The 13,721-nt window shown below is 63.1% G+C and carries 14 protein-coding genes; 5 read left to right on the top strand and 9 right to left on the bottom strand.

What is annotated here, in order from left to right; genetic code table 11:
* The first annotated feature begins 92 nt into the window (after positions 1–92).
* The 4 genes from RG540_RS20925 to RG540_RS20910 all read left to right on the top strand — a co-directional run bounded on the left by RG540_RS20925 (position 93) and on the right by RG540_RS20910 (position 4,377).
* Positions 93–1,163 carry an ABC transporter substrate-binding protein gene (locus tag RG540_RS20925; protein ID WP_038591982.1) on the top strand — a complete coding sequence of 357 codons (1,071 nt, stop codon included), beginning with the start codon at positions 93–95 and terminating at the stop codon, positions 1,161–1,163.
* Between the two features lie 238 nt (positions 1,164–1,401).
* A complete protein-coding gene (locus RG540_RS20920; RefSeq protein ID WP_038591979.1) occupies positions 1,402–2,346 on the top strand; it encodes a Bug family tripartite tricarboxylate transporter substrate binding protein in 945 nt (314 codons plus the stop codon).
* Positions 2,343–2,837, top strand: a complete 495-nt coding sequence (locus RG540_RS20915; RefSeq protein WP_038547767.1) for a tripartite tricarboxylate transporter TctB family protein — start codon at positions 2,343–2,345, stop codon at positions 2,835–2,837. The genes RG540_RS20920 and RG540_RS20915 overlap by 4 nt, the downstream gene beginning before the upstream one ends.
* Before the next feature lie 22 nt (positions 2,838–2,859).
* The gene (locus RG540_RS20910; RefSeq protein ID WP_038547764.1) at positions 2,860–4,377 is read left to right on the top strand and encodes a tripartite tricarboxylate transporter permease; all 1,518 of its coding nucleotides are present in this window, start codon (positions 2,860–2,862) and stop codon (positions 4,375–4,377) included.
* 48 nt (positions 4,378–4,425) lie between these two features.
* Here RG540_RS20910 and RG540_RS20905 read toward each other — a convergent pair whose 3' ends face one another.
* The 8 genes from RG540_RS20905 to RG540_RS20870 all read right to left on the bottom strand — a co-directional run bounded on the left by RG540_RS20905 (position 4,426) and on the right by RG540_RS20870 (position 12,154).
* Positions 4,426–5,355 (bottom strand): glutaminase, encoded by a 930-nt coding sequence (locus RG540_RS20905; RefSeq protein ID WP_038591976.1) that lies wholly within the window; start codon positions 5,353–5,355, stop codon positions 4,426–4,428.
* Positions 5,356–5,394: 39 nt separating this feature from the next.
* Positions 5,395–5,907 carry a MarR family winged helix-turn-helix transcriptional regulator gene (locus tag RG540_RS20900; RefSeq protein ID WP_038591973.1) on the bottom strand — a complete coding sequence of 171 codons (513 nt, stop codon included), beginning with the start codon at positions 5,905–5,907 and terminating at the stop codon, positions 5,395–5,397.
* 2 nt (positions 5,908–5,909) lie between these two features.
* Complete coding sequence (locus RG540_RS20895; RefSeq protein WP_080724996.1) at positions 5,910–6,593, bottom strand: ABC transporter ATP-binding protein; 684 nt, start codon at positions 6,591–6,593, stop codon at positions 5,910–5,912.
* A complete protein-coding gene (locus tag RG540_RS20890) occupies positions 6,593–7,342 on the bottom strand; it encodes an ABC transporter ATP-binding protein (protein WP_038591968.1) in 750 nt (249 codons plus the stop codon). Before RG540_RS20890 ends, RG540_RS20895 begins: the two co-directional genes overlap by 1 nt.
* Positions 7,335–8,312, bottom strand: coding sequence for a branched-chain amino acid ABC transporter permease (locus tag RG540_RS20885; RefSeq protein ID WP_038594399.1), 978 nt, complete (start codon positions 8,310–8,312; stop codon positions 7,335–7,337). The genes RG540_RS20890 and RG540_RS20885 overlap by 8 nt, the downstream gene beginning before the upstream one ends.
* A gap of 4 nt (positions 8,313–8,316) precedes the next feature.
* Positions 8,317–9,240: a branched-chain amino acid ABC transporter permease gene (locus RG540_RS20880; protein ID WP_038591966.1), complete on the bottom strand. Its 924-nt coding sequence runs from the start codon at positions 9,238–9,240 to the stop codon at positions 8,317–8,319.
* 9 nt (positions 9,241–9,249) lie between these two features.
* Positions 9,250–10,386 (bottom strand): ABC transporter substrate-binding protein, encoded by a 1,137-nt coding sequence (locus tag RG540_RS20875; protein WP_038547751.1) that lies wholly within the window; start codon positions 10,384–10,386, stop codon positions 9,250–9,252.
* A gap of 142 nt (positions 10,387–10,528) precedes the next feature.
* Positions 10,529–12,154 carry an AMP-binding protein gene (locus tag RG540_RS20870; protein ID WP_038591963.1) on the bottom strand — a complete coding sequence of 542 codons (1,626 nt, stop codon included), beginning with the start codon at positions 12,152–12,154 and terminating at the stop codon, positions 10,529–10,531.
* 206 nt (positions 12,155–12,360) lie between these two features.
* Between RG540_RS20870 and RG540_RS20865 the strand changes: the two genes are divergently transcribed.
* Complete coding sequence (locus RG540_RS20865) at positions 12,361–13,185, top strand: alpha/beta hydrolase (protein WP_038591961.1); 825 nt, start codon at positions 12,361–12,363, stop codon at positions 13,183–13,185.
* Here the strand turns inward: RG540_RS20865 and RG540_RS20860 are convergent.
* Entirely contained in the window at positions 13,182–13,703 is a 522-nt protein-coding gene (locus RG540_RS20860) for a winged helix DNA-binding protein (RefSeq protein ID WP_038591959.1), read from the bottom strand. The two genes, RG540_RS20865 and RG540_RS20860, sit on opposite strands and share 4 nt — an antisense overlap.
* Between the last annotated feature and the right edge of the window lie 18 nt (positions 13,704–13,721).

Raw genomic sequence — 13,721 nt, 5'->3', positions numbered from 1 at the left:
GGCGGACGGTTGCATCGGGGTCCCTGTGGCGGGAATGTTACGGAGCTTCCGGTTGGCTTGTCGCGGCCGCTGCTGTGGGGCATTGTGGCCACATGAAAAGGCTGCTTTTCCTATTCCTCTGTCTTGCCCTTTCGCCCAGCTTTGCAGCGGCAGACACGACGCTGTTCCGGGCGCTCTCCGGGCGGGACGATGCGCCCATGCTGACGGTCTATTCGTCGCTCGACGAGCCGCTCGCCAAGCCGATGATAGCCGGCTTCCAGACGGCCAATCCGGATGTCGCGGTGCGCTACGAGGACATGCTGACGGGCGAAATCTACGACCGGATCGTGGGCGAAACCGATGCCGGCAACAAGACTGCCGACTTTGCCTTCTCGTCGGCCATGGACCTGCAGGTGAAGCTCGCCAATGACGGCTACGCCCAGCGCAGCGACCTGCCGATGAGCGGGCAATGGCCAGGCTGGGCGAACTGGCGCAATACGGCCTACGCACTGACTTTCGAACCGGCCGTGTTCGTCTATCACAAGCCGAGTTTCAAGGATTCGTCCCCGCCCTCGACCCGGGCGGAACTGGTCGAATTCCTGCAGAAGCGGGGAGATGCGGTCTACGGCCGGATCGGCACCTACGACATCGAGCGTTCCGGGGTCGGTTTCCTGTTCATGGCGCGCGACCAGGAGCAGTTCGGCGATATCTGGTCCGTGATCCGGGCGATGGGTGCTGCGGGCGTGAAGCTCTACTCGACCAGCCAGGCGATCCTGGAACGCGTCGCCGACGGGCGGTTCCTGCTCGGCTACAACATCCTCGGTTCCTACGCCGCCGACTGGGCTTCCCGTCATCCGGATGTCGGGATCGTACTGCCGAAGGATTACACGGTGGTGATGTCGCGTATCGGCCTTGTGCCGCAGGCCGCCGCCGCGCCGGATCTCGGCAAACGTTACCTCGAGTTCTTCATGTCCAAGGAAGGCCAGACAATCATGGCCCGCGAACTGCAGATCCCGGCCGTCAGCCCGGAAGTCGCCGGCAATAACACCGCCACGACGCTGCGGGAGATGTTGGGCGGACAATTGAAGCCGGTTCCGGTCAGCCTCGGGCTGATGGTTTATCTCGACCAGGTGAAGCGGGCACGACTGATTTCCCGCTGGAACGAAGTCCTTCGGCTGCAATAGCCACAAAATTCGGCGGCTGCGGGCCGAAACCCCTTGCCAAATCGCAAGTCCGCGAAAGATGTCAGGTAGATGTCAGCTTGATATGCTGGCTTAGGGCATTCGGCCCCCGTGGAGGCGGGGACCCGATTCACGATGGGAGGACATCGGACGGGCGATTCTCGCTTTCCGCTTCAACCTCCTTCGTTCTGCCAAAACAAGCATTTCGCGTCGGATCAAGACGCCAACGGAGGATCGACCCTTGAAACATTTCTTGCTTGCTTCCCTTCTCGCGGGCGCAATCGCACTTCCGGCCGCCGCGGCCGACTATTCGATCATGGCACCTGCCGCCCCCGGCGGCGGCTGGGACCAGACCGCCCGGACCATGCAGACCGCTTTGCAGACTGAGAAGATCTCCAGCAAGGTGCAGGTCATGAACGTTCCCGGCGCCGGCGGCACGATCGGCATCGCCCAGTTCGCCAGCCAGCAGAAGGGCAATCCGAACGCCCTCATGGTCGGCGGTTACGTCATGGTCGGTGCGATCCTCACCAACAAGTCCCCGGTCACCCTGAAGGACGTTACCCCAATCGCCCGCCTGACCGGCGAATACGAAGTCGTCGTCGTTCCGGCTGCCTCCGACATCAAGTCGGTTGCCGATCTGACCGCCAAGCTGAAGGCAAATCCGGGTTCGGTTTCCTGGGGCGGCGGCTCGGCCGGTGGTACGGACCACATCACGGCTGGTTTGATCGCAAAGGCTGCCGGCGTCGATCCGACGAAGGTCAACTACATCGCGTTTTCCGGCGGCGGTGAGGCACTCGCCGCCATCCTTGGCGGCCAGGTCACGGCCGGCATCTCGTCCTACGGCGAGTTCGAAGGCCAGATCAAGGCCGGCACGCTTCGCCTCCTCGCCATCTCCTCCGAAAAGAAGGTCGAAGGCATCAATGCCCCGACACTGAAGGAAGGCGGTCTTGACGTCGTGATCCAGAACTGGCGCATGGTCGCCGCCGCTCCCGGCCTGACCCCCGAGCAGAAGAAGGCTGTGACCGCCGACGTCGAAAAGCTCGCCAAGTCCAAGACCTGGCAGGACAACCTGAAGACCAAGGGCTGGATCGACACCTATCTCTCCGGCCCGGAATTCGAAGCCCAGCTCGCCAAGGACATCGCTGCCACTGAAACCATCCTGAAGGACATCGGACTGGTCAAATGAGCCTCGACAACAACAAAACGACCACCGAGCAGCGCCGCCCCGATTGGGCGGCGCTTGTTATTGCCGCTATCCTCGTCGCTGTCGCTGTCGTCATCTTCCTCGACGTCTCGCGGCTGAGAGATATGGGCGGCTATAGCCAGGTCGGCCCGGCCACAGTTCCGGACTGGATCGCCTTTGCGCTGATCGGACTTGCCGTCTGGACCGTCTTCGCCGCCTTTCGCCGCGATTTTCCGGCGCGGGAAAAACAGGAACTCGGACCTGTCGCATGGGTCGTCGCCGGCCTGCTGGCGCAGATGATCCTCATCCGGATCGCCGGGTTCTCGATCGCCACGGGCACGCTTTTCGGCCTTGCGGCGGCAGGTTTCGGCGCCCGCAGACTCTGGATCAGCATTCCGGTCGGCATCGTCATCTGTCTCGCCATCTGGTGGCTGTTTGCCGGCGTTCTGCAACTTTCGCTTCCGGCGGGCCCGCTGGAACACCTGATCCAGTGATGCGACCCTTGAGAGCAAGATCATGACCACATTCGAATTTCTTCTCCAGGGGCTCGTATCGGCAATGGAGCCGATGAACCTCTTTTACGCGCTGATCGGCGTGACGCTCGGCACTGCCGTCGGCGTGCTTCCCGGCATCGGTCCGGCCACGACGGTCGCCCTGCTGCTGCCGGTCACCTACCAGCTGGATGCGACCGGCTCGCTGATCATGTTTGCCGGCATCTATTACGGCGGCATGTATGGCGGCTCTACGACCTCGATTCTCTTGAACACGCCGGGTGAAAGCGCCTCGATCGTCACTGCGCTCGAAGGCAACAAAATGGCTCGGGCGGGACGTGGCGGCCCGGCTCTTGCGACGGCGGCGATCGGATCGTTCGTCGCCGGCCTGATCGCCACCTTGGCGCTTGCTTTCATTGCGCCCTATATTGTCAAGCTGGCGCTGGTCTTCGGTCCGCGCGAATATTTTGCGCTGATGGTTCTGGCCTTCGTCACCGTCTCCTCGGCCTTCGGCAATTCGACGCTGCGGGGCCTGACGTCGCTCTTCATCGGACTTGCCCTGTCGCTCGTCGGCATCGACCAGCTGACCGGCCAGAACCGGCTTTCCTTCGGCGTGCCGGACCTGCTCGATGGTATCGAGGTGACCACGATGGCGGTCGCCATGTTCGCGATCGGCGAGACACTCTATATCGCCGCCCAGGGCGCATCCGCACCGGACAGGATCGAGGCGATCAAGGGCTCGGTCTGGATGACGTCGCAGGACTGGGCGCGCTCCTGGAAAGCCTGGCTGCGTGGTACCGTGATCGGCTTCCCGATCGGCGCGATGCCGGCCGGGGGTGCCGAGATCGGCACCTTCCTCTCCTATGCGACCGAAAAGCGGCTTTCCAAGCACCCGGAAGAATTCGGCCATGGCGCGATCGAAGGCGTCGCCGGTCCGGAAGCGGCCAACAATGCGTCCGCCGCCGGCACGCTGGTGCCGCTCCTGACCCTCGGGCTGCCGACCTCGGCGACCGCGGCCATCATGCTCGCAGGCTTCCAGCAATACGGACTGCAGCCCGGCCCGCTGCTGTTTGTGACCAACCCGCAGCTCGTCTGGGGTCTGATCGCCTCGCTGCTGATCGCCAACCTGATGCTACTCGTGCTCAACCTGCCGCTGGTTGGCCTGTGGGTGAAGCTGCTGACCATTCCGAAGCCGTGGCTCTATGCGGGCATCCTCGTGTTCGCCACCCTCGGCACCATCGGCGCCAACCCGTCGGTCTTCGAACTCGGCATGCTGCTGGTTTTCGGGCTCGTGGCCTACATCATGCGCGTCTTCGACTATCCGATCGCGCCTGTCATCGTCGGCCTCATTCTCGGGCCGCTTGCCGAACAGCAGCTCCGACGTGCCCTCGCCATCAGCCAGGGTGACGTGACGGTGCTGGTCACCTCGCCGATCGCCGCCGTGCTGCTGGGCGTGGCAGCACTTGCCCTCATCCTGCCGCTCGTCCTGCGCGCACGGGGACGCGGCGATGCTCTTTCGCAGATGGCAGCCAGCGAAGACTGATCATAACGCTGCCAGCAGACTGAAAGCCCGGCTCCGGCCGGGCTTTTTTTATTGGCCGAACACCGACCAGCCGGTTCGGGTGGCCAGCATTTCCAGCGCCAGCGAACCAAGCAGCGAATTGCCGTTGTGATTGAGGCCCGGCGACCAGACGGCGACGGAGGCCTTGCCAGGTGCTACCGCCATGATGCCGCCGCCGACCCCGCTCTTGCCGGGCAGGCCGACACGGTAGGCGAAATCACCCGATCCATCGTAATGGCCGCACGTCAGCATCAGCGCATTGATGCGCCTCGCCCGCTGCTTCGAGACTACCGTGTGCCCGGTCAGCGGATTGCGGCCCGATGCGGCGAGGAAGAGGGCTGACTTGGCAAGCTGGGTGCAGGTCATCGCCAGCGCGCAGTGGTGGAAATAGACGCCGAGGACATGTTCGACCGGATGATCGAGCTTGCCGAAGGAGCGCATGAAATTGGCGAGCGCGAAATTGCGGAACCCCGTCGCCTGCTCCGACTTCGCCACTTCCGGATCGATGGCGATCGAATCGTCATCCGCCAGGTAGCGCACAAAACGGACGATCTCACCGATCGCCTCGCGCGGCGTGTGTCCGGCAAGGACGAGATCGCTGACGGCGATGGCGCCGGCATTGATGAATGGATTGCGTGGCTTGCCTTCCTCATGCTCGAGCTGGACGATCGAGTTGAAGGCCGAGCCGGAGGGTTCCCGGCCGACACGGTTCCAGGTGGTCTCGCCATGTTTGCCGAGCGCGAGCGTCAGCGTGAAGACCTTTGAGACACTCTGGATCGAGAAAGGTTCGTCGCAATCGCCGGCCTTGTAGACCTCGCCGTCGACATCGATGATCGCCATCCCGAACTTCTTCGGGTCGACATGGGCGAGCTGCGGGATGTAGTCGGCCACCTTGCCTTCACCCAGACGCGGCGTCAGCTTCGCATGGATCTCGTCGACGATCGCCTGCAGGTCTGCCATTTCTTAACCCCGAATTGTTGCGCCCGGAGACGAGCCTTACTATTCGAAGGCGCTGCCGGAAAGGTGGTTGCTGGCAGAGGCTTTCACCGCGCCGATCTCCGACCACAGTGATGCGATCATCGCCGGGTCGACATCGGCCATGATGTCGCGCAGCCATCCTTCGTGGGCGGCTGCCATGGCGACAAAAAGCTCGGTACCGGCGGGCGTCAGCTTGGCGACGGTGACGCGGCGGTCGCCATCCGGCGTGACCCGCTGCACGAAACCGTCCGTCTCCAGCCGCTCCACCAGCCCGGTCACATTGCCGTTCGTCACCATGGTGCGCTTGGAAAGCTCGCCGAGCCTCAAGCCGTCCGCTTCGCGATAGAGCTGCGCCATCAGATCGAACTGGGGAAGCGTTGCACCAAACTCAGTGCGAAGCCGGCGGCGGATTTCCGTGGTGATCAGCTTGGTGGTTGAAAGCATGCGCAGCCACAGCCGCGTCTCGGGCTTGTTCTTCCCATGCGGGCCATGGCCGATCAGTTCCAGGTCGGCGCTTGCCGCTTCCGATTCCATGCCTATACCCCGAGATATCGATCCTGCAGTTCCGTCGTCAGGTCAGCGGGCCTGCCGCTCCAGGCGCTTCTTCCGTTTTCCAGGATGACGCAGCGGTCCGCAACCGGCAAAAGCTCCGAAAGCGTCTTATCCACCACGAGGATCGACAAACCTTCGGCTTTCAGCCGCCTGATCGCCTTCCAGATATCCTGGCGGATGACCGGGGCAAGGCCTTCGGTCGCCTCGTCGAGAATGAGCAGTCGCGGATTGGTCATCAGCGCACGGCCGATCGCCAGCATCTGCTGCTCGCCGCCGGAGAGCGATCTCGCCATTTGGGCATGCCGCTCCTCAAGCCGGGGAAAGAGTTCGTTGACGCGTTCCAGCGTCCATGGGCCGGGCCGCGCGGCAGCGACAAGGTTTTCATGGACCGTGAGGTTCGGGAAACAACGGCGGCCTTCCGGCACGAGACCGATGCCGAGCTTGGCGACATGATGCGGCCGCCTGCCCTTGGTATCCGTGCCGCCGATCTTCACCGCACCTGATCGCGGCGGATTGAGGTTGCAGATGGCGCGGATGGTGGTCGTCTTGCCCATGCCGTTGCGGCCCATCAGAGCAACGGCCTCGCCTTCGGCGACCGAGAGATCAACCCCGAACAGTGCCTGGCTGGCGCCATAAAATGCTTCGATCTTCGTTACATCGAGCAGCATCAGGCATGGTCTCCGAGATAGGCGGTGCGGACCGTCGGGTCGCGGCGGATCTCCTCCACCGTGCCGGTCGCAATGACGCGGCCGTAGACGAGCACCGAAATCCGGTCGGCGAGCGCGAAAACCGCATCCATGTCGTGCTCGACCAGCAGGATCGGCGCTTCATGCCGCAGGGTATCCAGAAAGTGGGTCAGCGATTTCGAGCCTTCCGGCCCCATGCCGGCCATCGGCTCGTCGAGCAGGAATGCTTTCGAGCCGAGCGCCAGCGCCATGGCGATTTCAAGCTGCCGGCGCTCGCCATGGGAAAGCTCGGCGGCCGGAATGCGGGCGCGGGCCGTCAGGCCGACGCGTTCCAGCATAGCCATCGCTGTGTCGATCAGCGACCTGTCGCGCATGACGGGCTTGAAGAAGCGGAAGCTCGACCCCTGCTTTGCCTGCACCGCCAGCATGACGTTGCGCAGGCCCGAAAAATCCGGCGCGATCGATGAGACCTGGAAGGTGCGGCCAAGTCCAAGGCGGGCGCGCTGGGCGACGCCAAGGCTGCCGATATCCTGCCCGGCAAAACGAACCGTGCCGCTATCCTGCCGGAGCGTGCCGCAGATCTGGTGGATCAGCGTCGACTTGCCGGCACCGTTCGGGCCGATCAGGGCGTGGATCTCGCCGGGACGCAGGTCGAGCGTCACGCCATCTGTGGCCCGGAGCGCGCCAAAATTCTTGACGAGGTTGGAGATCTGGAGAACCGGCTCAACCATGTTTAGCCTTTCCCGCAAGCAGGCCCAGAAGACCGCCACGCGCAAACAGCACGACGACGAGGAGGATGAGGCCGAGGAAGAACTGCCATCGCTCCGTGAGGCCGCCAAGCGCAAACTCGAAGATCACGTAGAGTGCGGCGCCCGCCAAGGGCCCGAACAGGCGGCCGGTACCGCCGAGGATGATCAGCACGATCAGTTCGCCCGACATGTGCCAGGAGAGCATGGACGGGCTGACGAAGCGGTTGAGATCGGCAAACAGAGCGCCCGCAAGGCCGGTGATCGCCGCCGAAATCGCAAAGCCGGTCAGCCGGATGCGGTAGGGCTGGATGCCGACCGTCGCGACGCGCACCTCGTTCTGCCGCGCCGCCTGCAGCGCGGTGCCGAAACGCGAGGCGCGGATCAGGGCGAAGAGGCCGAGCGCCAGCAGCAGGATGACGTAGCAAATCAGGAAGAAGTTCAGCGGAATCATAGTCATGACGCCCGGAAACTGGTTCCGGACAAGGAGCGACAGCCCGTCCTCGCCGCCATACGCCGGCCAGGAGATCGCGAAATAATAGACCATCTGGGCAAAGGCGAGCGTGATCATGATGAAATAGACGCCCGAAGTGCGAAGGCTGATCGCGCCGATCGCCAGGCCGACGAGGCCCGATAGGATCACCGCGACGATCCAGATCACCCACATCTGCTTCGTCCCGGAAAGGCCGAACAGCAGCGGATCGCCGGAAAAGGCGTGGGCAGCGAGGATGCCGGCGACATAGCCGCCGATGCCGAAGAAGGCAGCGTGGCCGAAGGAGACGAGACCACCGAGACCCAGCGCCAGATTGAGGCCGGTTGCGGCAAGCGCGAGGATGGCGATGCGGGTCGCAAGCGTGACGTAAAAAGGCTGGCCGAGCGCGTTCGCCGCAAAGGGCACGGCGAGAAGCAGGGCCGCCAGAATGAGGTTGATGAGGTTTTCGCGGGTCACGATCATGATCTCACGCATGCGCCGCGGGGAAGAGGCCGCGCGGCTTCACCGCAAGAATGACCGCCATGACGATATAGATCAGCATCGAAGCCGCCGCGCCACCGATCATGCCGGCCTGCGCCGGGGCAACAAACAGCGCCAGGATTTTCGGCAGCAGGAAACGCCCCATCGTATCGGTGACGCCGACCAGCAGCGCACCGAGCAACGCGCCCTTGATCGAGCCGATGCCGCCGATGACGATGACCACGAAGGCGAGGATCAGCACCGGTTCGCCCATGCCAACCTGCACCGACTGCAGCGCGCCGACCATGGCGCCGGCGAGACCCGCCAGGGCCGCACCGAGCGCGAAGACGACCGTATAGAGGGTGCGGATATCGACCCCTAAAGCGCCGATCATCTCGCGGTCGCTTTCGCCGGCGCGGATGCGCATGCCGAGGCGGGTCCGGGAGATCAGCAGGTAGAGGCCGAAGGCGACGATCGCGCCGGCGAGGATGATCGCCAGGCGGTAGACCGGATATTCCGTGCCGCCCGGCAGCGCGACCGCGCCCTGCAGAAGCGGCGGGATATCGAGATAGAGCGGGAAGGAACCGAACAGCCAGCGCGTGCCTTCCGAAAACATCAGGATCAGCGCGAAGGTGGCGAGCACCTGGTCGAGATGGTCGCGGTCGTAGAGCCTGCGGATCACCACGAGCTCGACGACCGCCCCGGCGGCGGCGGCCGCGGCGAGGCTGGCGATCAATCCGATCCAGAACGAGCCGGTCCACGCCGCCACGGTGGCGCAGGCAAATGCGCCGACCATGTAGAGCGAGCCGTGAGCGAGGTTGATCAGGCCCATGACGCCGAAGATCAGCGTCAGCCCGGCAGCCATGAGAAACAACATGACGCCGAGCTGCAGGCCGTTGAGCAACTGCTCGAGAGCAAGTGCCAAAGTCACAGGCGGACCTTAGATCTTGCAGTCTTTGGCGTAGGCATCGCCGTGATCGGCGAAGATCTTCTCCACCGTCTTGTTGGTGATGACGCCGTTCTGCTTCACCACTTCCGTCAGGTAGATGTCCTGGATCGGATGCTGGTTGGTGTTGAACTTGAATTTTCCACGCGGGGACTGGATGTCGGCCTTCTTCAGTTCGGCGCCGAAAGCATCGGCGTTCTTGACGCTGGCCTTGGATGCTGCAGCAACGATGAGCTGGGCTGCGTCATAGGCCTGGACGGCATAGATGGACGGCAGGCGGTTATATTCCTTCTGGAAATCCGCCAGGAACTTCTTGCTCGCGGCATTGTCGAAGTCCGGGGCCCATTGACCGGACGCCTTGGCGCCGACCGCGGCGTCGCCGATCGCCGGCAACACGTCCTGGCTGAAGGAGAAGCCCGGGCCCATGACCGGAATTTTGACGCCCGACTGAGCGAACTGTTTCATGAAGGCGATGCCCATGCCGCCTGGCAGGAAGACGAAGATGCCGTCGGCGCCGGAGGCGCGCATCTGGGCGATTTCGGCAGCATAGTCGGTCTGGCCGACCTGGGTGTAGACTTCGGCGGCGAGTTGGCCCTTGTAGTAACGCTTGAAGCCGGTCAGCGAATCCTTGCCGGCCGGATAGTTCGGGGCGAGGATGAACATCTTCTTGTAGCCCTTGTTGGCATATTCGCCCATGGCTTCATGAAGGTTGTCGTTCTGGTAAGCGGCGTTGAAATAGAGCTTGTTGCAGTTGGCGCCGGCAAGCGCTGCAGGCGCAGCATTGGTCGACACGTAGAACTTGCCCTGTGCCACCGCGCTCGGGGCAACGGCCATCAGCAGGTTCGACCAGACGATGCCGGTCAGGATATCGACCTTGTCGCTCTGGATCATCTTGTCGGCGATCTGCACGGCCAGTTCCGGCTTCTGCGCATCGTCTTCGGTGACGACGGTGATGTCCTTGTTGCCGGCGTTCTTGATCGCCAGCATGAAGCCGTCGCGCGTATCGATGCCTAGGCCGGCGCCACCGCCCGAAAGCGTGGTGATCATGCCGATCTTCAAAGGCTCGGCGAAAGCCATGCCGGTGGTGCTCATGCTCAGCGCCAAGGTGGCAGCAGCAAGCATTTTCTTCATGTGACGAACTCCCGTTTGTTGTTGTGTCGTTCCCGATGCCTTCGGCGGACTTGGACATCCGCCGGGTCTTCTTTGTCTTCCACATTTGCGTGGAAACTTCCACTCTACATGTCAGGCGGAATTCCACCGCCAATCACCATGGTTAAGCCGAGGGCTTCTGCTTCAGGCGGAAGCGCTGGATCTTGCCGGATTCCGTCTTCGGCAGGGCCTCGGTGAACACGATCGAACGCGGATATTTGTAAGGGGCGATAACCGCCTTCACATGATCCTGCAGGATCTTGACCATCAGTTCGCCTGGCTCGGCGCCCTTCGCCAGAACCACATGCGCCTCGACGATCGTCCCGCGCGCCTCGTCCGACACGCCGATCACGGCGCATTCGAGTACCGCCTCGTGCTTCAGGAGGGCCGCTTCCACCTCGGGACCGGCGATGTTGTAGCCGGCCGAGACGATCATGTCGTCGGAGCGGGCGGCGAAGTGGAAATAGCCATCCTCGTCCTCGACGAAACTGTCGCCGGTCAGGTTCCAGCCGTCCTTGACGTAATCTTCCTGGCGGTCGTCAGCGAGGTAACGGCAGCCGATCGGCCCCTTGACCGCCAGCCTGCCGATCGTGCCGCGCGGCACTTCGTTCATGTCGTCGTCGACGACGATCGCCTCGTAACCGGTAAGCGGCTTGCCGGTGCAGGCCGGCCTGGAATCGCCGAGCCGGTTCGAGATGAAGATATGCAGCATCTCGGTTGCGCCGATGCCGTCGAGGATCGGCTTGCCGGTCTTCGCAACCCATTCGTCGAAGACGGGAGCTGGCAGAGTCTCGCCGGCGGAAACGGCAATGCGCAGCGACGAGAGATCGGCGCCGGCATCCATCGCCGCCAGCATGGCGCGATAGGCGGTCGGCGCGGTGAAGCTGATCGTCGCCTTGTAGGTCTCGATGATCTCGATCATCTTCGCGGGTGTCGCCTGTTCCAGAAGGGTTGCGGCTGCGCCGAAACGCAGAGGGAAGACCGCAAGGCCGCCGAGGCCGAAGGTGAAGGCCAGCGGCGGCGAACCGACAAACACGTCGTCCGGCGTCACGTCCAGCACTTCCTTCGCGTAGGCATCGGCGATGATCAGGATATCGCGATGGAAATGCATGGTCGCCTTCGGCACGCCCGTGGAGCCAGACGTGAAGCCGAGCAGGGCGACGTCGTCGCGGCCGGTTTTCACCGCTTCGTAGCGTACCGGCTTGTTGAGCGCCGCACGATCGAGCTCGGCGTCATGGTTGGCCGTGCCGTCGAAGCCGATCACCTGTTTCAGGAAGCGGCTTTCCTTGGCACAAGCAACCAGCTCGTCCATCAGCCGCGTATCGCAGAGCGCGATCGAGATTTCCGCCTTGTCGATGATCTTGGAAAGTTCGCCGGACCGCAGCATCGGCATCGTATTGACGACCACCGCCCCGGCCTTCGTCGCAGCCAGCCAGCAGGCGACCATGGCCGGGTTGTTGGCGGAACGGATCAGCACCCGGTTGCCGGGCTTCAGTCCGTAATCCTCGGTCAAGGCGCGAGCGATGCGGTTCGTCCAGTCGGACAATTCCTTGTAGGTACGGCGACGGCCGTTGCCGATGAGTGCGGTGTTGTCGCCGAAGCCGCGCTCGACCATGCGGTCGGTGAGTTCGACGCCCGCATTCATCCATTCTGGATAATCGAAGCCATCAAGCCTGATTTCCGGCCACTGATCCGGCGGCGGAAGATTGTCGCGGGCAAACGTATCCAGATGGCCTGACGGTCCCAGCATATTTTCGTTCCCAAGTGTTTTTTATATAGCGGCTTTTTGCCTTTCACCCAGAAAAGCACTGCTTTCCCTCGGTTGCAAGTGAGAAATTTTAAGTTTGTAATAATTTTCTGCGGCAGCGTTTTTGGTGCTCCGAGAGGCTTCCAAGCGGGCGGGGGCGGTGCCAGTATGGCGCTCGAAATCAAGCCTTGTCGAAGGGAAAAGTGAAGATGCGTCATCGGATTAGCGACTGGGACAATGCCTATGCCAACGGCATCAACATTCCCCAGGGCGACCGCTGGCCGGCAGCATGGGTGGAGCCGGCACGACTTTATCGTGAGACGCTTTCCGCAGCCGGCCGCGCCAGGATCGGCCTTTCCTATGGCGAAAGGCCGCGCAACCGCTTCGACCTTTTCCTGCCCGAAACCGATCCGGCCGGCCTCGTGGTTTTCGTCCACGGGGGCTTCTGGATCGGCCTCGACAACAGCTACTGGTCGCAGTTCGCGAAGGGTTCGGTGGAGCGCGGATATGCGGTTGCCATGCCGATGTACACGCTCGCCCCGGAGAACCGCATTTCGGGCATCACTGTGGAAATCGGCAGGGCGATCGAGGCTGCCGCAGGCATGGTCAGCGGGCCGATTCGGCTGATCGGCCATTCGGCGGGTGGGCATCTCGTCACGCGGATGATTTCTGCCACGTCACCGCTGCCGGAGGCCGTGCGCGGCCGCATCGTCAATACGGTTTCGCTGTCCGGCGTGCACGATCTGCGGCCGATCATGAAGACGAAGATGAACGAAAAGCAGCGGATCGACACCGAAGAAGCCTACCGGGAAAGCCCTGCCTTGCTGGAGCCGCTACCGGGTGCGCGGGTGACCTGCTGGGTGGGAGCCGGCGAGCGCGCGGAATTCGTCCGCCAGAACGCACTGCTTTCCAGTATCTGGAAGGGACTGGGCGCTGAAACCGAAGCCGTCGAGGAGCCGGACAAGCATCATTTCACCATCCTCGACGGCATGGCGGACCCCGCCCATCCGCTGATGGATGCGCTGTTTTCCTAAAGCGAAGCCGCCGCGCGGGCGGCCTGGTCGTAATGGCCGGACAACGCGCGCAGGCGGGCCGCCATGGCCGACAGGGTTTCGCCTGAAACCTCGGTTGCCAGCACCGATTTCACCAACAACTCCTCGCGCACCGCCGCATAACGCCTGCAGGCTTCGGCGCCCGCCTCCGTCACCATGACCAGCTTTTCCTTGCCGCGGCGGCCGGATTTGATCAGCTTCAGGCGCTCGAGCTTCTTCAGCGCGTAGGTCACCACATGCGTATCCTCGATGTTGAGGACCAGCGCGATATCGGCGAGCGTCTTTGGCTTGTTGCGGCTATTGATATTGTGCAGCACGAGGATATCGATCGGCGAGAGATCCGGCACGCCGGCAGCCGACATGCAGCGGACCATCCAGCGGCTGAAGGCGTGGTTCAGCATGATCATGCCGAATTCGATCTCCGACAGCGCCGGCAAAGCGCCGCTCGCCAGGTGCCCGGAGGATACGATCGGGCCGAATTCACTCTTTTCCGATGCCATGATTTCTCCTCCCGGGAC

Origin of the sequence: Neorhizobium galegae bv. orientalis str. HAMBI 540 (assembly GCF_000731315.1) — a bacterium.
GTDB classification, from domain to species: domain Bacteria; phylum Pseudomonadota; class Alphaproteobacteria; order Rhizobiales; family Rhizobiaceae; genus Neorhizobium; species Neorhizobium galegae.
The sequence above is the reverse complement of the archived record's forward strand: the minus strand, read 5'-3'. Positions and strand labels throughout refer to the sequence as shown.